Origin of the sequence: Kitasatospora sp. NPDC058184 (assembly GCF_042883725.1) — a bacterium.
GTDB lineage: Bacteria > Actinomycetota > Actinomycetes > Streptomycetales > Streptomycetaceae > Kitasatospora.
Map to the genome: position 1 here is coordinate 23706 of NZ_JBHVVE010000039.1, position 21343 is coordinate 45048.

Here is a 21343-nt window from a genome sequence, read left to right on the forward strand (position 1 = left end):
CTCCTGTCTGTCGTGGTGACGGTGCGTGGCGGCCTGAGCGGCCAGGGAAGGGGCCCGGCGGCGGGGGGCGGCCAGGGGGTGGAAACGGCCCCGACCGGGGGTGTCGGGGCCGTTTCCGGGGGTGCGGGGGATCTGATCCGTCTGATCTGTTTTCGCAGCTCACGATCCGTTTCCTGATCCGTCGCCGATCTGTCGCGGGGACGGATCAGGACGGATCGGCGACGGATCGCGGACGGATCAGGCGACGGATCGCGGGAGGCCGCTGCTGGTGACGTTGCGTGTCATTCCGGCAGGCCCTCGAAGGCGGCCTCGACATCGGAGCGCCAGGTTCCGGAGGGCGGGTTGTCCTTGTTCAGGTCGCTCCGGCGCACCGTCTTGAGCGGAGGAAGGCCGGCCTTCTTGAGATCCCTGGCGATCTTCTTCTTGACCTCCCGGCGGCGGTGCTCCGGCTCGCTGTCGTCCCACTGCCGCCACTCGTCTCCGGTGGTGGCGAGGTGGTCCAGGATCTGGTCGGTGAGCAGGAAGTCCGGGTCGCCGTGCTTCTCGAACGCGGCCCGGATCGACATCAGCACCGGCGGCAGGTTCTCGTCGTCGCCTCCGTCGGCGGGCTCCGGGGTGATGGTGACGGCGCCGGCGGCGAGCCGTTCCTGTGTACGGAGCGTGGCGGTCGGGGCGTCGAGGAAGGTGGCCTTCCGCAGGATCGGGTCACGCAGGCCGGGGGCGATGATGTAGAACGCCCCGGCGTCGGCGAGGTCCCAGTCACCGGGGCTGGGGACCAGGCGGTGCGGCATCCAGCCCTCGGAGATCGCGGTGTCCGAGCCGACCACCAACGGCACGTCGGCCTTCCGGCACGGCAGCATGATCCGGATGCCGAAGACGTCGGCGATGGCGTCGCCGACGACGTCGCTGGTCGCGTCCTGGCTGAGCAGGACCACGGTGACGCGGGCCTTGCGGCCGATCCGGCCGAGCCTGATGACCTTGGCCTTCTGCGTCTTGGTCAGCTGCGGGTGCTCGTCGACGATGACGAACACCGCCGGCGAGTCGTCCGTCACCTGCCAGTTGTCGACGTCGTCGCCCATCCGCTCGGTGCGGATCTCGGCCTCACGGATCGCCCAGTCGAGGACGTCGTCGATCCGCGGCGCGTCGTAGGCGGTCATCGCGGCCAGGTGCCGCAGCGGCCCGAGCCCGCGGCCGGTGGGGTCGACGTCGACCACGATCGCGTCGGTGCAGCTGGTGATGTAGTCCGCGAGCGTGCGCACGATCGCGGACTTACCCCCGCCGGGGACGGCGATGACCATGATGTTCTGCCCGGCGATGGTGACCTGGGTGGGGCTGCCGTCCATGGACGGGCCGAGCGAGAACGGCTTGAGGATCGAGTTCGAGTGCGGGGCGTAGAGCGGGTGCGGCGGCATCGGGTCGAACGGGTCGCCCAGCAGGATGCGGAGCACCACCGATCCGGCGGCGGCCATCTGCGGCTGCGCCATCACGCCGCCGTGGCGCACGCCGAGGGCGACGTCCAGCTGCGGCAGGCGCAGGACCAGGTCGGCGGGCTTGCCCTTGGTGAGGTGGGCGGTGGCCTTCCAGCCCCACTTCTCGCGGGTGACGTCGGTGACCGACCCGATGGCCAGGCCCTCCCCGATCAGGGCGCGCAGGATGGCGGTGCCGGCCTCCTCCTCGGTCGTGGCCTGGCCGATCCGCAGGGGCTGGGCGTCGGTGCCAACGCTCGCGGTCTGCTCGGCCTGCTCGGTCTTCTCCATCTTGTTCTTCTTCTCCTTCTTTTTGTCGGTCTCGGTCTCGTACGCGAGCGCGGGGACGTCCGGGAGGGCCCGGCGCCAGCCGGGGAGGCGGCCCTTCGCCCAGCCGGTGAGGAGGATGCCGGTGGTGGTGAGCGCCGGGAGGAGCAGGCTGCCGACGGCCAGTTCGAATCCGCCGACGGCGAGGCCGAGGGTGGCGAGCGCGGCCCAGCGGCGGTTGGCGGTGCGGCGGCGCTGCCCTTCGAGTTCGTCGTCGCTGGGGTCGATGTGGCCGGTGTAGGGCTGCTGGTGGATCTCGCGGACCCGCTGGCGCCAGGCCGCGGCCTCGTCCCGCAGCACGGCGGCGGCGGTGGCTGCCTGCTTGTGGTCGGCGGCGGTGGCGTCGTCGACCTGGCCGGCGGCCGCGGCGCGGCGGGCCTGCTTCCCCAACTCGGCGGCCTTCTCCTCCAAGGCCTCGATCTCGGAGCTGCGCTTGACCTGCCAGGTGGAGTAGCGGCGGTTGAGCAGGGCGGCGCGCAGGTGGGCGGGCGTCTCCTGGGAGGCGGCCGCCCAAGCACCGGTCTCGTCCTTGAGGACGGTCAAGCCCTCACGGAACGCGGCGTACTCGCGCCGGGCCTGCGCGGTGACGGCCGCGCCGATGGTCTTGGTGAGGCGGGCGGCCCGGCCGGAGCCGGCCTTCTCGGCGGTCGGACTGTCGGTGCCCGCGCCGGTGCGGGTGTCCGGGCCCGGGTCGTCGGGGCCGAGGAACTCGCCCTCGTCGGCGAGGTCGATGATGACGCGTTCGGGCGGATAGATCGTCATGGTGCGTCTCCAGGGCGCTCTGCTGGGCGGGTTCGGTCCGGGCGGTTGCGGCCGCCCGCGCACCGCCGGCCGCGCTTGGGGGCGCGGTGCGGGGCGTGGGCGACTGGTGGCGTCCGGACCTGGTCAGGCGATGGTGCCGACGAGGGCGGCGCCGGCCGAGTTGACCAGCGGGATGACGGTGGCCATGACCAGGCCGCCGAGGGTGGCGGACAGGCCGAGGAGGATCCCGCTGATGATGCCGAGGCGCATCTTCGGCTTGGCCTTCTTCGGGACGGCTTTCCAGGCGCCCAGGACCGCGACGGTGAGCAGCAGCAGGACGAGGTTGCCCATGCCCGTGAGCTCCAGGTGGCTGGAGCGGGCGTTGAGGGTGGTGTGGCCGCCGGTGCCGCCCCACATCGTCAGACTCCCGGCGGCGTTGCCGAACCAGGTGATCGCGCCGGTCGAGAATCCGATCAAACCCGAGGTGGTGGCGGTGGCGATGCCGCCGTAGAGCATGCCGACGCCGAGCGGCAGCAGGTCGAGTGCGCCCTTGGTCGCGCCGGCGCTGCCCTTGATGCTGCCGACGGCGAACCTGCTGATGTGCCACAGCGGCAGCGCCATGCCGACGAACAGGCCGCCGATGGTCAACGTGGTGGCGGGGACGAACACGGTGGTGACCTCCGGAGAAGAGAGACGAGGAGAAGGACGGCCGCTGCGGGCCGAGAGGGTCAGGGCTGGCGGGTGTGCTCGGGGTTGTCGCGCTCCCGGCGCCGGATCCGGGCGGCCAGGGCGGCGACGGCCGCCGCGGCGACGGCGCAGACGGCGGGGTCGATCCACCAGGGGTGGTCGATCAGGACGACCCAGGCGGCGTGCCGCAGGACCGGCGTGCACCGCACGACGCCGGCCGCCGCGCCGAGGCCCGCGCCCCACAGGACCGGGCGCAGCCGGCCGAGGCGGGTGGTCTTCCAGGTGGGGCGCGGGGAGAAGTGGTGCAGGAGGGCGCCGTACACGGCGCCGAGGGCGACGGCCAGGGGCAGGCGGTCGAGGTGGTCCATGCCGCTCACATCCCGCTCAGGGCCGTGATCAGGCCGGTGGCCAGGTAGGAGGCGGTGAGCAGGCCGGTGCCGACGACCATCCAGGCGTGCGGGGTGACGAGCCGGTGGTACACGGCCCGGCGGGCCGGGCTGGGCTGCGCCGGCATCCGCCAGGAGCTGACGCAGGCGCCCAGCAGGTAGACGGCGGCGACGGCGGCGGGCCCGGACGGCAGGGGCACGTCGTCGGCCAGGTACGGGGACCAGATGGTGGCGACGCCGGCGACCATGCCGAGCCCGGGGGCGTTGCTCAGCAGGCGGGCGCCGCTGTCGGCGGGGCGCGGGCGCCGGGTGAGGATCCGGACCGTGTTGGTCAGGTAGGGGGCGGCGAGGCCCGCGAGGAGCAGGCCGGCCGGTACGGGGACGGGGGACAGCAGGTGCAGGTCCACTGTGGTCTCCTGACGGTCAGTGGAAGGCGGCAAGGATCTGGCCGCCCAGCGAGTTGACGGCGGGGACGAGGGTGATGGCGGCCAGGCCGGAGATGCCGCCGGCGAGGCCGAGCGCGGAGCCGGAGACGATCCCGGCGGTGAGCTGGCGGCGCAGCTGGTAGTCGCAGCAGCGCCAGGCCAGCGCGACGACGGCCAGGAGCACGGTGGTGGCGACGCCGCCGCCGATGCTCAGTCCGGCCGGGGCGGCCTGGGGGAGGAGCTGGGCGGAGCCGGTGCCCGCGAGGCGGTTGCCGAGGGGGTTGGTGGCCTCGCGGACCAGGCGGTGCGCGGCCCAGCCGAGCAGGCCTCCGGAGCACAGGGCGGCGAGGAGGCCGGTCAGCAGTCCGCCGGCCAGGGCGGCGGCGCCGGGCATCTCGCAGCCGCGGCGCCACCAGCGGGCGACGGTGAAGACCAGGACGGCGACGGCCAGGGCCAGGCCGCCGAGGGAGAGCTGGGCCGGGCTCACCAGGCGGCCCGCGTCATGAGATAGCCGATCAGCTGCTGCCCGGCCGGGGTGATGACCGTCGAGGCGACCATCGAGAAGGTGAAGACCCGCGCCAGCCAGCACAGGCCCCGGTAGCGGTGCCAGCACCACTCCAGGACACCGGCGACGACCAGGCCGCACACGGGCAGGCCGATCGGGTCGGAGACCCAGTGGAAGGCCTCGTTCACCGGCCCGCGGGCGAGGACCACTCCGGTCGCGGCCGCGAGGCCGTTGGCGACCGGGTGGATCCGCCGGACATCGAACCGCGGCGCGGCGGGGGCGGCCGGCGCGGGGGCGGCCGGGTAGTAGTGGTGGTGGACCTCGACCGGCGGCGCGTACACCGGGGCCGGGGCCGTCGCCACCCCGCCACCGCGCCCGCCGCCGGGCTTGCGCCAGGGCTCCCACGGCTCCGGTGCTCCCCCGGCCGGCCCACCGAAGCCCGGCGGCGGGCCCGACGGCGGCGGGGGCGGAGGGGCGCCGCCGCGCCTGGGCGGCGGCAGGAACGCGTCCGGCATGCCGACGGTCGGCGGCTCGGGGGGCGGCGGGGGCGGCGGGGTGGCGCCGTCGCGCTCGCCGGCCAGGACGACGCGGGTCGGCTCGATCGGCTGGTCAGCCATCGGAGTCCTCCTCCTCGGTCGGGTTCAGGAAGGCGGTGGCGGCCTCGGCGACCAGCACCAGGAAGGCGGTGGCGGCGCTGCCGGCGAAGAAGGTGAAGAAGAACTGGTCCATGGACGACCTCCGGTCGAACGGTCAGCTGATCCGGGCGGCGAGGTGCTGGAACGCGGCGGTGGTCACCGGGTGGGCGATCTCGTCCAGGACGTGCTGCCAGGCCGGGCTGTCCGACTCGCGCCGGGTCCACGGGGCCGGGGAGTGGGTCAGCTGCCAGGCCGCCCAGGCCTGGGCGTAGTCCTCGTCCTCGGGCTGCGCGACGACGACGTCGCGCTCGTGGTCCCACGCGGTGCAGTGCGGGCGGACCTGGTCCTCGCCGACGGTGCGCACGGTGATCTGCCAGACCGGCCAGCCCTCGCGCGGGCCCGGGTCGATCGCCAGGACCTCGTAGGGGGTGTCGCCGCGGTAGGCGCCGCGGTAGGTGCCGCCGACGCGGCGCGGGCCGATCGCGCGGGCGATCCAGCGGCGGGTGCTGTCCGCCTCGTAGTACGCGCGGCGGGCGGGGGAGGAGGTGCGGGCGCGGTGCTTCATCGTGGGCCTCCGGCTCCATGCGGGACTGGGTGGTGGTGCGAGGGGTGGTGGCCTGTCCGGGAGCCGCGCCGCCGTGGCGGGCGGCTCCCGGACAGGCGAAGGGTCAGCCGTCCCGGGCGTCGAGCCCGTCGAGGTAGGCCTCGTACTCGGCCTCGTCGGCCGCCTCGTACGCGGCGTGCATACGGTCGAGGTCGGCCTGCCAGGCGTCGTACTCGGCGGGCGTCATCGGGAACTTCGGGTCGGCCATCGAGGCCTCCTCGTCTGTGCGGTGGTGAACGGGTCTTGGCGGGTGGCTCCGGACGGAGCCGGTGGAACGGGGCCGATGCGGGCGCCGAGCGGGCGGCCGTACGGTCAGAGCAGCTCCGGGCGGAGCCGGAAGGACGGGGCCCCGGGCGGGGCGACGGGTGGAGCTGGTGGAGGCCGGCGGCCTAGTCGGCGAGCTGGCCGGTCCCGTAGCGGCGGGTGCCGTCGGCGCAGCGCACGATGTGGCGGGGGCCGCCCTCGAACGGCGACCAGCGCTCGACCGCCTGCTGCTCGTCGGGCAGGCGCTCGGGTTCGGCGGCGGCAGCGTCGACGAACTGGCCGGGCGCCGGCAGGTCGGGCAGGACGGTGGTGCGCTCGATCACGCCGTCGTCCGCGGCGGCGGCCTCGGCCGCGAGTTCGGCGGCGGCGTCGACCAGGCCCAGGCTGTACGGCCGATCCTCGTCGTCGGCGGTGGCGGCCTGGGCGAGCAGCGCGTCGGCGCCGGCGGACAGCAGGGTGTCCCAGTCCGAGTCCGAGAGGACGCCGTCCCAGCGGACCAGGGTGGTGCCGGTCAGGCGGGCCAGGCGGCGGGCGGCCGCCCGGCGGACGCGCTCGGGGCCCTGGGCCTCGGCGACCCAGGCCCAGGCCGACGTCGACGTCGTGCTGGTGATCTGGGCGACGTGCTCGGCCTGGCGGCGGCCGGTCAGCGTGCGGGACATACGGGTGCCTCCTGGATCGGGCGGGGAACGGGATTGGTGTTGGGCCCTGGGGCCCGCCGCACCACTCCCGGCGCCATTCCGACATGGGCATGCCAGAACGGTTCCGAGAGGCAGGCGGCGGGAGACTGCCGAACTGCGTAGAGAGGGGAGAGAGGAGGAGGGGCTACTTGCCGGAGCCGCCGGCCTTCGCGGCCTGCGCCCTGGCGTGGGCCTCGCGGGCCCGCCGGAGCTGCTCGTCCTGCTGCTGGCGCTGGGCTTCCTCGGCGGTCACCGACTGCCTCCCTTCGGGGCGGGGGGCGGGGTCTTCGGCGGGGTGGGGGTGCCGCCGCCGGCGTAGCTGCGGCAGAGGGGGGCGATCGTCACCGCGCACCCCCGTCGTCGTGCAGGTCGCAGGACCGGCCGAACCCGTCCGCGCTGCCCGTGGTCCGGGGAGCGAGGACCGGTCGGCCGTTGGCGCGGGCCTCGTCGTAGTCCGGACCGGCCCACGAGCGGCCGTCGGCGGCGACGTGGTCGGGCGTGTCCGTACGGGTGGCGGGCCGGGACTCGGACCGGCGGAAGGACAGGGCCATCAGGACCGACCCCCCGCCTGCTGCGCCATCTGCCCGCGCAGCCGGTCCGCCTCCTGGCGGGCCCGCTCCGCGGCCGCGGCGGCCTCCTGGGCGGAGCGCAGGCGCTCCGCGATCACCGCGTCCAGGGCCGCGGCCTGCACCGCGTCGGGCTGCGACATCGTCAGCACCCCGCCATCTGCGGCCGCGCGCCGCCGACGAACTCGGTGATGGCGTTCTGGACGAACCAGCTGATGTGGGTCCAGGTGGTGCCGGCCCGCCGGACGTGCTCCGCGGCCTGCGCCCAGACCTGGGCGACGACCGCGTTCACCGCCCCCACGGTGGCGGCCGGATCGGCGGCCGTCAGGTCCCGGATCACGAGCGCGACGACCTGCTCCTCGTACTGGCCCTGGAGGCCGGCGCCGTACTCGTCACCGTCCACCAGGCCGGTGGAGGCGGAGGAGCCCTCGGCGCGGTGGCCGGCGACCTTGTTGACGATCTCAAGGCTGGCCATCCCCTGGGGCCTGAGCCTGAGGGTGTGCGAGATGCTGTTCACTACGGATCTCCCTTGGTCCGTGGGAACCCCGGTGGTTGCTGTCCAGGCGCACCGGGGTTCGCCGTTTTCACGAGCGCTTCCGTGTTGGCTTAGCCAGCTTAACTGATACAGTCACTGCTGTGTCAACTAAGCTGGTGAAGCTGTCTTTGACGAGGAGGTGGTCCTACGATGTGGCTCATGACTGATCCACACGCCCAGCCCTACCAGCGGATCGTGCAGGACGTGAAAGATCAGGTCCGACTAGGCCGGCTCCAACCGGGCGACAAGCTGGGCACCACGCGGGAGCTAGCCACTCACTACGGCGTAGCCCCCGGGACCGTGCAGAGGGCCCTCGCCGAGCTGAGAGCGGCCGGGGTGATCTACTCGCATCAGGGCAAGGGCTCCTTCGTGAAACAGCCGCCCTTGGACACCCCTTCGACGGCGCCCGAGATCCAAGAGCTAAGGGAGCAGCTCAAGGCGCTGAGCAACCGCCTCGAGAAGGTCGAGCAGGCATTGCTCCGCACGTGATCCATGGGGCACTCCCTCGGTCGGATTTCGACACTCAGATCAAATCCGACCCTGCGGTGACGGGCCATCACATCCCCGTGGTGAGATCCGTACTCAGATCTATCAACACGTTTTCAACATCCCCATACACATGGGTTCCGGAGCTTGAACCGTAGGCTCCCAAATATGACGAAAGCCGAGGTAGAGGCCATGGCGAAGGCGCGTCCGGGCTGGCGCCCTGACAAGTTGCGGGAGCAACGTGAAGCCCATGGCCTGACACTTGAGCAGGCCGGCGACAAGCTGCGCGGGGTCGCAACCACCGCAAGGTTGAAGGATGTCCCGGCTGCGAATCCACAGACTTTGTGGCAGCACGAGCAGGGCGAGGTCTACCCGGGCGTGGCCTACCAGCGGGCGTACTGCCTGATGTACGGCGCCGCAGACTGGGAACTCGGTTTCCGCAACCCGCTGCCCAGCGACGAGCCGCGCAAGCTCGGGCTGACACCGTCGACCGACCAGCACACCGGAGCTCACGCCCTCGCCGTCGAGCGCGCCCTCCTCCAGATCGCGCCGGGCACGACCAGTGCTGATCATCTCGGGATCCAGCAGCGGATCATGGATGCCTGGCGTCGCCGCCACACCGGAGGTGACCCGCACCGGCCCACGCTGGTGCTGGTGGGCGGCTACGCGGGCTCGGGAAAAACCGAATTCGCGCGCTTCCTCTCCGAGATCAGCGGGTGGCCGCTGCTGGACAAAGACCCAATGTGCCGCCCGCTGGTGGAGTCGCTGCTGACCGCTCTCGGCTCAGACCGCAACGACCGGCACACCGAGACCTACGTATCGAAGGTCCGGCCGCTGGAGTACGAGTCGCTGCTGGCCGCGGCCAACGCCAACATCGACTGCGGGATCTCCTCGATCGTGACGGCTCCGCTGGTCGCCGAGCTCCGTGACGAGGGCTGGATGCGGCGGCTCCAGAGCCGCTGCGACGCCCGCAAGGTGAAGGTGGCTCCGGTGTGGGTGAAGTGCGACGTGGAGTCGATGAGGGACTACATCGGCCACCGCTCGGCGGCCCGGGACACCTGGAAACTGGATAACTGGGAGCAGTACGTGGCGGGGCTGGACATGGACCTGCGGCCGGTCGTGCCGCACCTGGTGGTGGACAACCGGTTCGGCGCCGCGGTGGCGATGGCCGACCAGGCCCGACTCGCTCTCGGGTCGGTACGCAGGTGACGCGGCGCGGAGTGATCCTCTACGGGCCGCCGGCCACCGGGAAGGACACGGTGGCGGCCGCCCTGACCGCGCTCGACCCCGCCTTCGCGCTGTTCTCCAGGGTGAAGGTCGGCCGGGGCCGGTCGGCCGGCTACCGGATGGGCTCCCAGCAGCAGCTCGAAGATCTGCGCGCCGCCGGCGCGGTCATCTACGAGAACAGCAGGTACGACAGCACCTACGTGGTCGACCGACCGGGACTGGACGATGCGGTCGCCGCTGGCGTGCCGGTCGTCCACCTCGGCCAGGTCGACGGCGTCCGGGCCCTGATCGAGGGATACCCGGCGCAGTGGCTCACCGTCCTGCTGTGGTGCCCGCGCGAGATCACGGCCATCCGATCGGCAGGCCGCGGGGACAGCGACACGCAGGCCCGGCTCTCCGCGTGGGATGCGACACTGACGGACCTGCAGACCAATGCCGGTTTCCGATTCGATCTGGTGATCCGCACCGACGCCGTCTCGCCCGAGGAGGCCGCCGAGCGGATTCGCCAGGCACTCGCCGAGCGCGAACAGCAGCTGGTGCTGCTTGACTTCGACGACACGCTGATCGACCGACGTACCGCCGTGACGGCCTGGGTCTCCCGATACTGCGCCGACCACGGCCTCGCGCCGGACGTCGAGCAACGGATGCTTGAGGCCATGCGCATCCGGGCCGACCGGGACGTCGTCGAGAGCCTCTGCTCGGACCTCAGCCTTCCCGACTCACCTGACGAGTTCTGGTCCCGGTACGAGCCGGAGCTCGCCGCTCTGGTGCAACCCTTCCCCGGCGTCGTCGAGGCCCTGACCGCCGTACGGGAGGCTGGCCACCAGGTGGTCGTCGTCACCAACGGTGGCACGCAAATCCAGCGGGCCAAGCTCATGGCCTCCGGCATCGCTGACATGGTCGACGCCGTGTGCATCTCCGAGGAAGCCGGCGTCAGGAAGCCCGGCCGCCAGATCTTCGAGGCGGCGGCCGCCGCCGTCGGTCGGGACTTGGCCCTGGGCGGGTGGATGATCGGGGACAACGCGGCCCTCGACGTCGTCGGCGGCAGGGACGCCGGGCTGCGCACCATCTGGATCTCACACGGCCGTCCCTGGCCTGACGGGCCGAAGCCGGACCTCATCACCGAGACCATCGTCGAGGCGCTCGCTCACGTCCACGGCGGTGCACGGTGACATCGAATCAACTGGTTCTCGGGGTGCTCCACCCAGGAAGCATGGGGGCGGCCGTGGCGGCCTGCGCGGTCTCGGCCGGGGCCCGGGTGCTGTGGTGCCCGATCGGACGCAGCACAGCAACCAGGGACCGCGCCGAGCAGGCCGGGCTGGAACCGGTAGCCGAGCTCGCCCGGCTGCTGGAGCAGTCCGACGTCGTGCTGAGCCTGTGCCCGCCCGACGCCGCCGAGGACGTCGCCCGCGATGTCGCCGAGCACCGGTTCACCGGCGTCTACGTCGAGGGCAACGCGATCAGCCCGGACAGGGCGCAGCGGATCGCCGACCTGGTGGGTCGGAGCGCTCGGGCGGTGGTCGACGGCTCGGTGATCGGCTCCCCGCCGATCGCTGGCAAGACGGCCCGGCTGTACCTCTCCGGCCTGTCCGGAGCCACCACACTGGTGGAAGCGTTGTTCGCCAGCACCGCGGTGGCGCCGACCGTCCTAGGGGAGGAGGTCGGGCAGGCCTCCGCGCTGAAAATCTCCTACACGGCCTACCAGAAGGCCAGCCGCGTGTTGGCCGCGCTCTCCTACGGTCTGGCGCAGCACCACCAAGTCGACCAGGCGCTGCTGGAGGTGGCCGGCAAGCGGCAGGCCAGTTACCTGGTCGAGACCGACTACATCCCGAAGACCGCAGCCAGGGCCTGGAGGTGGGCACCAGAGCTGGAAGAGGCCGCCGATACCCTCCAGGCAGCGGGGCTGCCGGACGAGGTGCTGCGCGCCATAGCGGACACGCTCAGACGCTGGAACTCGGCGAAGGACACGGCCCTAACCGTCGAGCAGGCCCTGGTGCTGCTGGCGGCGGACACGCCCGATGCCGTCATCGATGCGGGGACGGTCTCGCCTGGCGTCTAGGCTCCTGACGAGCTGTACCACCACAACCGAACATGGACATGCGAAAGCGGCCCCCGATTCCGCCAAGAAACTGGGCCGCTCTCGTTGACCTAACCAATTAGCTGTTGTCGGTCCGACGGTACCAGTCGTACCCGGCTCCCGGCGAGAGACACCTGTCTCCTCGCCCGGCCGGGCGATCACCTGGTGCCGTCGGACTGGCAACAGCGGGAAAGAGAGCACTCGTTGCACCGCCCCGCTCCCCGGCGTCGCCGTGCCCTTCCGGCCGCGCCGCCCATCGGTGACGCACGTCACCTCTTCTTGGGTCACACCGCGCCCGGCCTCCTCACCTCTATGGGCATGCAGAACCACACCCATGCCCAGATCCGTCCCTCCCACCGTCCGGCCGCCCAGGCCGGGCCGACCCGGGTGCCCGCCGGCTGCGCCGCCCGCCGGGCCCCGCAGGCCGACAACGCAGCGCGGGGCGGTACGCGGTGATCCAGCATATGAACATGGTCTTCATGGCCGACGGCCTGTCGACGGGGGAGGGCGCGTTCCTGCTCGCGTGCTGCAACCACACCGACGACCGCGGCTACGTGATCGCCTCCATGCGCCAACTGGCGGACGAGGCGCACATGAAGGAGACGGCCGCCAAGTCCAACAAGCAGAAGCTGATCAAGCGCGGGCTGCTGGCGGCGAAGCAGCGGTACAGCCCGAAGAACGGCGCCCAGATCGCCGACCTGTACCGGGTGAACCTCCCGCTGCTCGCCAGCATGAAGCGCGCCCGCACGGACTACGGGCCGTCCCTCGTGGAGGAGCTGACCTTCGCCGATCCGCACGAAACGCCCAGTTCAGACCCCGGGTCGGAATCCGACCTGGGGGTGGGGCACACCCTCGCAGACCCCCCGGCGGATTCCGACCCGGGGGGGTCGGAATCCGACCCGGGGGGGTCGGAATCCGCCGGGGGTGCAGGGTCGGAATCCGACCCCCTTCTCCTTCCCTCTTCTTCTCCCTCTTCTCTCTCCACCCGCGCGGGCACCCGTACCGCTGCTGCCACTCAGGCACCGGACGAGAGAGAGAGTCAGGCTGCGCCGCAGGAATCAACCGCTGGCGCGGGAGGTGACCACACCTGTGCGGCCACCCTTACCCCGGCGTCCGTGGACGTCCCGGCGCAGCGGGAGACCGGAGGGCAGCCGGGCCCGGAGGCGCAGGAGGTGTTGGCGGCGTACGAGGCGGCGTTGGGCGGGCCGGCGCTGCCGGGTGTGCGGGCCCGGCTGCTGGGCCAGGCGACCGAGCTGCTGCGGGTGCGGCCGCTGTGGTGGCTGGTCGAGCGGGCCGGTGAGCTGCCGCAGTGGGGCGAGGACCTCGAGAAGCACTGCGCGAAGTCGAAGAAGCCGTTCACCAAGCGTCCTGCCCCCCGGACGGTGGCCGATCCGTGCCCGTCGCATCCGAACCTGGAAGCGGCCGGCTGCCGACACTGCGCAGCGGATGCCGTCGTGGACCGGCAGCGTCGGGCCCTGGACGAGCAGATGGGCATCGACGACGAGTCCAGCCGCCGGTTCATGGCCGAGTTCCTCGCCCAGGCCCGCCAGCCCCGGACCCCTGCCGACCGTCGACGCGACGCGGCGCAGCGGCAGGCCGAGGAGGCCCGCCGGCAGTCCGCCAAGCGGGCCGGGTTCCTGGCCGGCTGACCATCCTCCCTCTGAACAGCACGACGGCCGCCGGTGTACCTCGCCAGGCCCGGCGGCCGTCCGATCCCGTTGGAGAGATCACTATGAGCGTACCCAGTCAGAACAGCACCGGCTCCGACGCCCCGGCCACGATCCAGGCCGGGCCGGACGACTACGCCTGGAGCGATGAGGAGCCCGACTGCCGGGAACCCGACGACGCCGACTCCGAGCCGGCTCCCCGCTCCGGTCGGTCCCGGCGCGGCAAGGCCGAGGCCGAGGCCGGCGACGGGTTCGAGCGGGTGCCCCCGCAGGACCTGGACGCGGAGAAGTCCGTCCTGGGCGGCATGATGCTGTCGAAGGACGCCATCGGCGACGTGGTCGAGGTGCTCAAGCCGGTCGACTACTACCGGCCCGCGCACGAGATGATCCACGCGGCGATCCTCGACCTGTACGGGCGCGGCGAGCCGGCCGACCCGATCACCGTCGCGGGCGAGCTGACCAAGCGCGGCGAACTCGTCCGGGTGGGCGGGGCCGCCTACCTGCACACCCTGGTCAACTCCGTCCCGACCGCCGCGAACGCCGAGTACTACGCCCAGATCGTCCACGAGCGCGCCGTGCTGCGCCGCATGGTCGAGGCCGGCACCCGGATCGCCGGCATGGGCTACGCCGCCGAGGGCGACGTCGACGAGCTGGTCAACGCCGCCCAGGCCGAGGTGATGGCGCTCGCCGACCAGCGCGGCGAGGACAACTGCGCCCCGCTGATCGACGGCATGGACATCACCCTGGGCGACGTGGAGGACCGCAAGCACAACCGCGGCCGGATCACCGGCGTGCCGACCGGCTTCGCCGACCTCGACCAGCTCACCCAGGGCCTCCAGGGCGGCCAGATGATCGTCATCGCCGCCCGCCCGGCCATCGGGAAGTCCACGCTGGCCCTGGACATCGCCCGCTCCGCCAGCATCACCCACGGCCTGACCACCGCGTTCTTCTCCCTGGAGATGGGGCGCCAGGAGATCCAGCTGCGCGCCGTCTCCGCCGAGGGTCGCGTCGCCCTGCACCACCTGCGCTCCGGCGACATGACCGACGACGACTGGCTGCGCGCCAGTCGGGCGGTGGCCCGGATGCCCGAGGCGCCGTTGCTGATCGACGACAACCCGGTGCAGTCCGCGCTGTCCATCGCCGCCCGCTGCCGCAAGATCAAGCAGCGCCGGGGCCTGGACCTGATCGTCGTCGACTACCTCCAGCTCCTGCAGGGCTCCGGCCGCCGCGCCGAGAACCGCCAGCAGGAGGTCTCCGACATGTCCCGCAACCTCAAACTGCTCGCCAAGCAGCTCGGCGTGCCCGTGATCGCCCTGTCCCAGCTGAACCGCGGCCCCGAGCAGCGCACCGACAAGCGGCCGATGATCTCCGACCTGCGCGAGTCCGGCTCCATCGAGCAGGACGCCGACATGGTCATCCTGCTGCACCGCGAGGACGCCTACGACAAGGAATCCCCCCGCGCGGGCGAGGCCGACCTGATCGTCGCCAAACACCGCAACGGCCCCACCGCCACCGTCACCGTCGCCTTCCAGGGCCACTACAGCCGCTTCATCGACATGACCCGCGACGACGAAGTCGGCCGGCGCTTCCCCGACGATGACGGCGACGCGTACGAGCCCGACTTCACCCCGATCGGCGCCCACCTCCCGCCGGGCCCGGGCAGCACCGGACAGGGCCCCGCTGCCAACCTGGCCTCGGACCTCGGCCTGTAGCAGGGCCGAGAAGGGCACTGAAGGCCCGTCAGGGCGATCAACGGCCCCACCCGCGTCGAATCCCGCGACCGGGTCGTTGATCGCCTTGCAGGCGGCGGCCTACCGCCACACCGCGGCCCCCCCGACCGATCGGACACACCGTGCACGAGTCCGCGCACCCCGCCCGGCACTACCTCCTCGTCACCCCGGACGGGGAACTGACGTGCGGCGTCGCCCCGCTCCGGGAGATCCGCCGACGCCTGGAGGAAGGCGCCGGGATCGGGGAGGCCGGCTTCGAGTACCTCCCCGGCGCCGGCTACCCGATCGCGGTCTACCACTTCGTGCCCTACGACCGGGACGCCCGGCGCGTGAACACCACCGCGGACAGCATGTACTGGGAACTCACCGCGCCGACCGACCCGCGGGACGCCACCGCGCTCGACCCGGACCTGCGCAAGATCCGGCTCCGCGGCCCGGTCGCGTTCGTCACCAGGGACACCGAAGCGGTGAGCACCGACGCCCAGCAGCACCGGCTGCGACTGGCACACCACCAGGCGGTCACCCGGCTGCGCTCCAAGGGCTGGCTGCCGGCGCCCGGGCCCCGGGCCGTACAGCCGGCGCCCCAGCCCGACGCCCGCCTCCAACCGGTGGACGGCCAGGTCCCGGGGGAGGGCATCGCCGAGTCACTGGCGGTCGACCTGCGCGAGCACGTCCACTTCCGCAGCCTGCCGGCCGACCGGGTCCGGGAGTACCTGTCCCGCGTCGTCGGCCAGTGGGCCACCCGCAACGGCTGGCAGCCCGAGCGGGAAGCACCGGCCGAACGCCCCGAGGACGGCGAGCACGACCTCCTGTGCCGCCACCCGGCCCTGCCCGATCTGGTCATCGAGATCGAGCGCGGCAACCGCCGCGCCACCGTCGACAAACTCGCCCGCGCCGCCGCCAGCGGCCACATCGCGATCTGGCTGCGCTGGGCCGGACCCGCACCTCGGACCATCCCGGCCGGCGTGCTGCTGATCCACCTCGACGCCGTCCCGGCCGCCCGCAACGGCGACCGCCGCGCCTACACCCTCACCAAGCAGGCCGCGGCCGCCGCAGCGGTCACCACCGGCCTCTGACCCGGCCGCCCCGGCCAGCTCGGCACCGTAGCCGTCCCGCCCCACGACGCCCTCCGGCAAGGAGCCGCAGTGCACGCAGACCTGGACATCGACGGCCAGCCGATCGGCAACATCCGGCTGCGCCGCGGGGACGTCCATGAGGACTGGCGTCCCGAGCGCGGGCACCTGCCGGGGTGGGGGCGTCCTGATCGAGGTGCCGGCCGTCCTGGAGGTCCTGGACCACGTCGTCGCTGGCCGACTGGACGCCGCCCGCGCCCGCTGGCCCCTCGCCCACCTCGGCGAGGGCGATCTGGCGGTTCGCCGGACGGAACGGCGGATACCGCGCGATCCTGCTCGAAGTGCAGCACACGAAATGATCCCGGACCACCCAAACGGAGCGCCCGTGCAGAAGGCACAACCCCACCCGTACCCGGCCGGTACCACCTGGCTGTTCAACGCGGTGAGGAACAACTACCCGAATACCTTCGAACTCGTCCTGCGGTGGGAAGCCCACGGTGAGCGGCAGTTTCGCGACAACGCGCCGACGGACATCGACGCGCTGACGCTGTGGCGCCAGTGGGCGGACCACGTGGCCGACGACCTCCACGCCGACGACCCGGCCCGGTACCAGACTGGCGACGTCCACATCACCTGGACCATCAGCACACCGACCTCAATCGGCATCGCCGAGTACGCCCCGCACCACGAGCGCGGCCCCTTCCAGAAGTCCCTGCCCGACCCGGAAGACTTCCTGACCCACTACACCCACCCGGTCCACAGCGTCACCGGAGAGCGCGCCAACTGGCTGCGCCTTCCCGTCGTCGACCGGCGCTGGCAGACCGGCGGCCAGGATGCCGGGTACGGCTTCATCCAGGACGCGATCGGCTGGAAGCCCGGCCCGCTCCAGCCGGTGATGAACGTCCACCAGCTCGCGGCAGCAGCCGGTATCCGGCCGTAGCCAAGCGGCCTCCGGGCCGCGACCTCGCCGCCGTCCCGACCACCCGCACCGGCGACCGGCGCGCCTACACCCTCACCGAGCAGGCCGCGGTCGCCGCAGTGGTCAGCACCGGCTGCTGACCCGGCCGCACCCGCTCCCCTACCCACCGAGAGGAAGACCGGCCTTGACCAGCACCACCGACCACAACGGCAACGCACCGGACGGAACCCACGGCGGCCGGTTCCCGCTGGTGCTGTACCGGCACGACGGCGAACTCATGCTGCCCGCTACCCACGTCACCGCCCTGCTGCGCCACGTCGCCGAGACCGTGCGGATGTGGCGCGTGCGGGGCGAGGTGCCGCTGGACCTGATGACCACCGCCCGCATCTACGACTCCGTGGTGCGCTACGCCGCCGACCTCGACACCGCGATCGCCCTGGCTGGCACGAGCGCCGGCCAGGACGCGGACCGGGCCGCGGCGGACGAGCTCGCGCGGGACCTGGCCGAGCTCGCCGGCGCCTACCTCGCCGCCGACAAGCCGACCGAGCCGCGCCCGCTCCCGTCCGGAAGCTGACGGGCCCACGGGCGGTGCCGCCGTCGGAAGGCCCGTTACGGGCTCGGGCTCAGCCAGGCGCAGGTCAGCCGGAAGCTGTCCGGCCGGCACGGCTGGGCCGTGGCCGACCTCGACCGGCTCTCGGTGCACTACGGCATCGCCGTGGTCGACCTCGTGGTCGGCCCGACCCACGCGTTGAAGCTGCTGCCGGACAAGCGCCGCGCCGTCGTCGGTGGCACCCAGACGGTGATCACGGTGTAGCGGGCGCGCGCCCGGCCGGGTACGCGCCGCGCATGAAGGCCACCTGTAGGTGGCCTTCGGCGTCCGGGAGGGCTCGCGTCACTTCTCTGCCAACTGCTCTTAATGGTGTCCGCGTGGTGCGGCCACCCCTGCCGCCTGAACGAGTCGGCCGCGGCGCCGTCTGCCTCGCGCGCGAAGACCACCTGCAGGTGGCCTTCGGCGTCCGGGAGGGGCTCGCCGCGACTTCTCTACTACTTCTCTTAAGGGTGTCCGGCTGGTGGGTAGACCCCCGTCCGCGTGGTGGGTAGACCCCCGTCCGGCTGGTGACCAGACCCCCTGCCGTCAGCAGCGTGCCCTCGGCATGCCCCGAATCAGTGACGTTCGTTTGAAATGTGCGATCCAGAAGTTACTTTCACGCTAGGGTGTGTGGTGGAGGTGAGGTGTCGATGAGTGAGGACCTGTTCGCGTCGATCGACGCGCTGCTGGCCCGGCCGAAGCCGGTGGAAGACCTGCCGGTCCCGGCCGAGCGGGAGCGGCTGCGCAAGGCCGGCGACTACACCCAGGAGGAGCTGGCCGCGGCGCTGAAGACCCGGCGGGAGACGATCGTGCGCTGGGAGGCCGGGACGAGCGAGCCCCGCCCGCCCAAGCGCGAGGTGTACATCGCCTTCCTCGCGACGCTGGCGCTGCAGCACGGCACGGTCGAGCCCACCGAGTGGCTGCGCCGCGCGCAGGCCGCCGGCCTCGTGCGGCCCCTCGACCAGCCGCCGACCGCCCCGGCCGCGGCCGCCGTACCCGCCGAGACGGCGCGGCAGCCGGCTGCCCCGGAGTCCGCCGCCGCTGCAGTGGCCCCGCCGCCGGAGCCCGGGGTGTTCACCGCCGCCGCGGTGGCCGGGCAGTCGACGCCGGTGGCGCCGGCCGCGTTCGGCGGCGGGCAGCCGGATCAGGCCGTGGTGGAGCTCGACCGGACGACGGCCGGGGACCTGGTCGCCGCCGAGCCCGCGCCGTGTGTGCGGTGCGGCCGGCCGACGCCGTACCGCTCGCAGGGCCGCCCGGTGCACATGGGCGGCTGGTGCGCCCCCGCCCCCGCCCCCGTCGGGCAGCCGGCGGCCGCCGTCCCCGTCGCGGAGCAGCCCGTCGTCCAGGTCCCGGCCGCCCCGCAGGAGCCCGCCCCCGTCGACCAGGCCGCCGCAGCCGTTGCGCCGGAGCTGGCCGCCCCGGTCGCTTCGGTCGCTGCGCCCCGCCAGGCCGTCCCTGCAGTCCCCGCGGCGACGCCGTCGTCGGCGGCGCGGGGTGGTACGCCGTCGCGCCCGGCCTCCGGCGCGGTGTCGCGGGGGCGGAAGGCGGCGGCGAGGAAGCCGGCCGCCGAAGCCGGGCCGTCCGACTGGGAGGCCGCGGCGGCCGCCAGGTTCCCGGCCGGGCCTCTCGCGGTGGTGGACATCGCTCCGTCCGGCAAGGGCCTGGTCGCCTACCTCGCCGACGGCACCCAGGCGTCGACCGCGCCGGTGGGGCGCAGGCTGGTCGACGTCGTCGAGTGGGCGCTGGAGCAGCGGTTCGGCTCGCCGCGCCTGCACCGGCACGGCAAGGACGGCGACGCCCTGGTCGTGCTCACCGACGCCGCGCTCGCGGAGATCGGCCTGCCGCCGATGGGCCGGGACGAGAAGAAGGAGTTCGTCCCCCGCCTGGGCCGGCTCCCGAAGACTCACAAGGCCGTCAAGCAGATCGAGAAGGCCGGCTGGCTGCTCACCCAGCGCGGCCTCGGGCCGTGGGCCCGGGTCTACCGCACCCCCGAGGACGGCAAGCGCCAGTGCGTGCAGCTGTGCATCCCCGGCTGGGGCGCGCTCGCCTCCGGGGGCTGGCAGATGCCCGACGGCCTCGCCGACCCCGGCCTGGCCCGCCTGCTCGGCACCTACGCGAAGCGTGTTATCACCCCCCGTGGTTCCACCGCCGTGACGGGCCTCGACCTCGTCGGCGCCCAGCGTCCGCCCACCCGCGCGGTGCGCACCGACGCCGGCTGGACGTCCGGGCCGGTGGAGGGCTCCCGGCCCAAGACGGCGTTCGATCCGGCGCCTTCGGAGGTTCCGGACATGCATCCGCTCGCCCAGGGCCGCGAGCCGGGCGGGGCGCTGGTCACCGAGGCGTGGGACTGGTACCGCGAGCTCACCGAGCAGGAGCAGGCGGCACCGTTCGCGGTCGGCCTGGACGTCAACATGGCGTTCCTCGCCGCCGCCGGCCGCCTCACCCTGCCGCTGTCCGGCCCGGTGCACGAGCGGGGCCCCGCCTTCGACCCGAAGATCCCCGGGTCCTGGCTGGTCGACCTGTCCGGCGTGGCCACCGACCCGCTGCTCCCCTCGCCCTTCACCGCGGACGGGTCTCGGCCGACGGGGCCGGCCTGGTACTCCACCGCCAAGGTGGCGTACGCGGTGGAACTCGGCGCCACCGTGCGGCCGACCGAGGCGTACCTGCGCTACGAGCACGGCCCGTACCTGGACCCGTGGCACAAGCACCTGCGCAAGGCCTACCTGGACACGATGGCCGCCCTCGGCGTCCCGCTGAACATGGCGGACACCGATCCGGTGGCGTTCCTGGACGCCATGGCGAACCTCAAGGCGACCGGCGACCCGGCGGAGCTCGCGGTCCTGCACGCGATCAAGCAAACCGCGAAGGGCACCATCGGCAAGATGCGCGAACGCCCCCGCGGCCACGGCTACAAACCCGGCGAGCGCTGGGCCGCCCTGGAGCGCCCGACCTGGGACCCCCTGATGCGCGCTCTGATCGTCGACACCGCCACCGTCAACCTCCACCGCAAGCTCCGCAAGATGGCCGGCGACACCGGCCTGCACTGCTTCGCCGTCCTGTCCGACTGCGCCGTCTTCGCCTCCCCCGGCCCCGGCGCCCTCGACATCCTCACCAAGCAGGACGGCACCCTCACCACCTCGCTGCGCCTCGGCGTGTCGCCCGGCCTGGTGAAGTTCGAGGGCTCCCGGCCGATGCCGGAGATCACCGAGCTGCTCGCCGACGACACGAACCCGGCCCGGCACATCAAGACCGGCGGGATCGTCTCCGCCGACGAGTAGCCGGCACCCCGGCCGGGCCCGCGCCACGCGGCCCCGGCCGGGCCCCGCGCACCGCACGACCCGTCAGCAGCGGGCCGCCAGGACCGGCGGCCGGACAAATGGGGAGGACCCGATGGAGCACGACCCGCGCGCCGAACAGCTCGCCGCCGCCTACTGGAACCACACCCGGACGAACTCGGCCGCCTGGAGCCGCCTGAAGCCGGAGGTCCGGGCCGAGCTGACCGGACAGGCCGACACCTGGCTGCGCGCCGCCCTGTCAGCGGGCATCGTGGCGCCGGCCGCCGCGCCGAGCGAGGACCACACCGCCCTGTGGCTGGACGACCAGGGCGGCGTGTGGAACGACGTCCCGACCAGCGCCGGCGGCGACCTGGCACTGCCGCTGGTGACCGCCCACGAGGAAGCCGTCTCCCGCCGCGACCTCGAAGACCGCGGCCACCGCCTCACCCTCATCGGCTGGACCCGCTGAACCCTGGGCCGCC

At 73.0% G+C, this 21343-nt stretch carries 24 protein-coding genes; 12 read left to right on the forward strand and 12 right to left on the reverse strand.

What is annotated here, in order from left to right:
• Positions 1 to 281 precede the first annotated feature (281 nt).
• From ACFVXH_RS40030 to ACFVXH_RS40085, 12 genes are all read right to left on the reverse strand, one after another.
• A complete protein-coding gene (locus ACFVXH_RS40030) occupies positions 282 to 2555 on the reverse strand; it encodes a hypothetical protein (RefSeq protein WP_387831110.1) in 2274 nt (757 codons plus the stop codon).
• A 123-nt stretch (positions 2556 to 2678) separates the two neighbouring features.
• Entirely contained in the window at positions 2679 to 3203 is a 525-nt protein-coding gene (locus ACFVXH_RS40035) for a hypothetical protein (protein ID WP_049650116.1), read from the reverse strand.
• A 59-nt stretch (positions 3204 to 3262) separates the two neighbouring features.
• Entirely contained in the window at positions 3263 to 3589 is a 327-nt protein-coding gene (locus ACFVXH_RS40040; protein ID WP_387831111.1) for a hypothetical protein, read from the reverse strand.
• 5 nt (positions 3590 to 3594) lie between these two features.
• Complete coding sequence (locus ACFVXH_RS40045) at positions 3595 to 4014, reverse strand: hypothetical protein (RefSeq protein WP_387831112.1); 420 nt, start codon at positions 4012 to 4014, stop codon at positions 3595 to 3597.
• A gap of 16 nt (positions 4015 to 4030) precedes the next feature.
• Positions 4031 to 4519: a hypothetical protein gene (locus ACFVXH_RS40050; protein ID WP_387831113.1), complete on the reverse strand. Its 489-nt coding sequence runs from the start codon at positions 4517 to 4519 to the stop codon at positions 4031 to 4033.
• Entirely contained in the window at positions 4516 to 5154 is a 639-nt protein-coding gene (locus ACFVXH_RS40055) for a hypothetical protein (RefSeq protein WP_387831114.1), read from the reverse strand. Before ACFVXH_RS40055 ends, ACFVXH_RS40050 begins: the two co-directional genes overlap by 4 nt.
• Positions 5155 to 5287: 133 nt before the next feature.
• Positions 5288 to 5737 (reverse strand): hypothetical protein, encoded by a 450-nt coding sequence (locus tag ACFVXH_RS40060; RefSeq protein WP_387831115.1) that lies wholly within the window; start codon positions 5735 to 5737, stop codon positions 5288 to 5290.
• A 103-nt stretch (positions 5738 to 5840) separates the two neighbouring features.
• On the reverse strand, positions 5841 to 5984 hold the full coding sequence (locus ACFVXH_RS40065) for a hypothetical protein (RefSeq protein WP_387831116.1): 144 nt from the start codon (positions 5982 to 5984) through the stop codon (positions 5841 to 5843).
• Between the two features lie 181 nt (positions 5985 to 6165).
• Complete coding sequence (locus ACFVXH_RS40070) at positions 6166 to 6699, reverse strand: hypothetical protein (RefSeq protein WP_387831117.1); 534 nt, start codon at positions 6697 to 6699, stop codon at positions 6166 to 6168.
• Between the two features lie 359 nt (positions 6700 to 7058).
• Entirely contained in the window at positions 7059 to 7268 is a 210-nt protein-coding gene (locus ACFVXH_RS40075; RefSeq protein ID WP_387831118.1) for a hypothetical protein, read from the reverse strand.
• A complete protein-coding gene (locus ACFVXH_RS40080; RefSeq protein WP_387831119.1) occupies positions 7268 to 7426 on the reverse strand; it encodes a hypothetical protein in 159 nt (52 codons plus the stop codon). The genes ACFVXH_RS40075 and ACFVXH_RS40080 overlap by 1 nt, the downstream gene beginning before the upstream one ends.
• Before the next feature lie 2 nt (positions 7427 to 7428).
• On the reverse strand, positions 7429 to 7800 hold the full coding sequence (locus ACFVXH_RS40085; protein ID WP_387831120.1) for a hypothetical protein: 372 nt from the start codon (positions 7798 to 7800) through the stop codon (positions 7429 to 7431).
• Positions 7801 to 7977: 177 nt separating this feature from the next.
• Here ACFVXH_RS40085 and ACFVXH_RS40090 point away from each other — a divergent pair, with 177 nt between their 5' ends.
• The 12 genes from ACFVXH_RS40090 to ACFVXH_RS40145 all read left to right on the forward strand — a co-directional run bounded on the left by ACFVXH_RS40090 (position 7978) and on the right by ACFVXH_RS40145 (position 21330).
• The gene (locus ACFVXH_RS40090) at positions 7978 to 8307 is read left to right on the forward strand and encodes a GntR family transcriptional regulator (protein ID WP_387831121.1); all 330 of its coding nucleotides are present in this window, start codon (positions 7978 to 7980) and stop codon (positions 8305 to 8307) included.
• A gap of 165 nt (positions 8308 to 8472) precedes the next feature.
• On the forward strand, positions 8473 to 9513 hold the full coding sequence (locus tag ACFVXH_RS40095) for an AAA family ATPase (RefSeq protein ID WP_387831122.1): 1041 nt from the start codon (positions 8473 to 8475) through the stop codon (positions 9511 to 9513).
• A gap of 11 nt (positions 9514 to 9524) precedes the next feature.
• Positions 9525 to 10703 (forward strand): HAD hydrolase-like protein, encoded by a 1179-nt coding sequence (locus tag ACFVXH_RS40100; RefSeq protein ID WP_387831123.1) that lies wholly within the window; start codon positions 9525 to 9527, stop codon positions 10701 to 10703.
• Entirely contained in the window at positions 10700 to 11590 is an 891-nt protein-coding gene (locus ACFVXH_RS40105; RefSeq protein WP_387831124.1) for a DUF1932 domain-containing protein, read from the forward strand. The genes ACFVXH_RS40100 and ACFVXH_RS40105 overlap by 4 nt, the downstream gene beginning before the upstream one ends.
• Before the next feature lie 497 nt (positions 11591 to 12087).
• Entirely contained in the window at positions 12088 to 13257 is a 1170-nt protein-coding gene (locus ACFVXH_RS40110) for a hypothetical protein (RefSeq protein WP_387831125.1), read from the forward strand.
• Between the two features lie 83 nt (positions 13258 to 13340).
• Positions 13341 to 14987: a replicative DNA helicase gene (dnaB, locus tag ACFVXH_RS40115; protein WP_387831126.1), complete on the forward strand. Its 1647-nt coding sequence runs from the start codon at positions 13341 to 13343 to the stop codon at positions 14985 to 14987.
• 140 nt (positions 14988 to 15127) lie between these two features.
• Complete coding sequence (locus ACFVXH_RS40120; protein ID WP_387831127.1) at positions 15128 to 16081, forward strand: hypothetical protein; 954 nt, start codon at positions 15128 to 15130, stop codon at positions 16079 to 16081.
• A 382-nt stretch (positions 16082 to 16463) separates the two neighbouring features.
• Positions 16464 to 17018 (forward strand): hypothetical protein, encoded by a 555-nt coding sequence (locus tag ACFVXH_RS40125; RefSeq protein WP_387831128.1) that lies wholly within the window; start codon positions 16464 to 16466, stop codon positions 17016 to 17018.
• 163 nt (positions 17019 to 17181) lie between these two features.
• Positions 17182 to 17571: a hypothetical protein gene (locus tag ACFVXH_RS40130; RefSeq protein WP_387831129.1), complete on the forward strand. Its 390-nt coding sequence runs from the start codon at positions 17182 to 17184 to the stop codon at positions 17569 to 17571.
• Between the two features lie 99 nt (positions 17572 to 17670).
• Positions 17671 to 17811, forward strand: a complete 141-nt coding sequence (locus tag ACFVXH_RS40135; protein WP_234348631.1) for a hypothetical protein — start codon at positions 17671 to 17673, stop codon at positions 17809 to 17811.
• A gap of 425 nt (positions 17812 to 18236) precedes the next feature.
• Positions 18237 to 20864, forward strand: coding sequence for a telomere-associated protein Tap (gene tap, locus ACFVXH_RS40140; RefSeq protein WP_387831130.1), 2628 nt, complete (start codon positions 18237 to 18239; stop codon positions 20862 to 20864).
• Between the two features lie 112 nt (positions 20865 to 20976).
• Positions 20977 to 21330, forward strand: a complete 354-nt coding sequence (locus tag ACFVXH_RS40145) for a hypothetical protein (RefSeq protein WP_387831131.1) — start codon at positions 20977 to 20979, stop codon at positions 21328 to 21330.
• Positions 21331 to 21343: the final 13 nt, after the last annotated feature.

What these genes read in the sequence shown, in the direction of transcription:
- ACFVXH_RS40030 (WP_387831110.1), bottom strand. Translation starts at nt 2,555, where the DNA reads ATGACGATCTATCCGCCCGAACGCGTCATCATCGACCTCGCCGACGAG.
- ACFVXH_RS40040 (WP_387831111.1), bottom strand. Translation starts at nt 3,589, where the DNA reads ATGGACCACCTCGACCGCCTGCCCCTGGCCGTCGCCCTCGGCGCCGTG.
- ACFVXH_RS40055 (WP_387831114.1), bottom strand. Translation starts at nt 5,154, where the DNA reads ATGGCTGACCAGCCGATCGAGCCGACCCGCGTCGTCCTGGCCGGCGAG.
- ACFVXH_RS40060 (WP_387831115.1), bottom strand. Translation starts at nt 5,737, where the DNA reads ATGAAGCACCGCGCCCGCACCTCCTCCCCCGCCCGCCGCGCGTACTAC.
- ACFVXH_RS40065 (WP_387831116.1), bottom strand. Translation starts at nt 5,984, where the DNA reads ATGGCCGACCCGAAGTTCCCGATGACGCCCGCCGAGTACGACGCCTGG.
- ACFVXH_RS40070 (WP_387831117.1), bottom strand. Translation starts at nt 6,699, where the DNA reads ATGTCCCGCACGCTGACCGGCCGCCGCCAGGCCGAGCACGTCGCCCAG.
- ACFVXH_RS40075 (WP_387831118.1), bottom strand. Translation starts at nt 7,268, where the DNA reads ATGGCCCTGTCCTTCCGCCGGTCCGAGTCCCGGCCCGCCACCCGTACG.
- ACFVXH_RS40080 (WP_387831119.1), bottom strand. Translation starts at nt 7,426, where the DNA reads ATGTCGCAGCCCGACGCGGTGCAGGCCGCGGCCCTGGACGCGGTGATC.
- ACFVXH_RS40090 (WP_387831121.1), top strand. Translation starts at nt 7,978, where the DNA reads ATGACTGATCCACACGCCCAGCCCTACCAGCGGATCGTGCAGGACGTG.
- ACFVXH_RS40095 (WP_387831122.1), top strand. Translation starts at nt 8,473, where the DNA reads ATGACGAAAGCCGAGGTAGAGGCCATGGCGAAGGCGCGTCCGGGCTGG.
- ACFVXH_RS40110 (WP_387831125.1), top strand. Translation starts at nt 12,088, where the DNA reads ATGGCCGACGGCCTGTCGACGGGGGAGGGCGCGTTCCTGCTCGCGTGC.
- dnaB (WP_387831126.1), top strand. Translation starts at nt 13,341, where the DNA reads ATGAGCGTACCCAGTCAGAACAGCACCGGCTCCGACGCCCCGGCCACG.
- tap (WP_387831130.1), top strand. Translation starts at nt 18,237, where the DNA reads ATGAGTGAGGACCTGTTCGCGTCGATCGACGCGCTGCTGGCCCGGCCG.
- ACFVXH_RS40145 (WP_387831131.1), top strand. Translation starts at nt 20,977, where the DNA reads ATGGAGCACGACCCGCGCGCCGAACAGCTCGCCGCCGCCTACTGGAAC.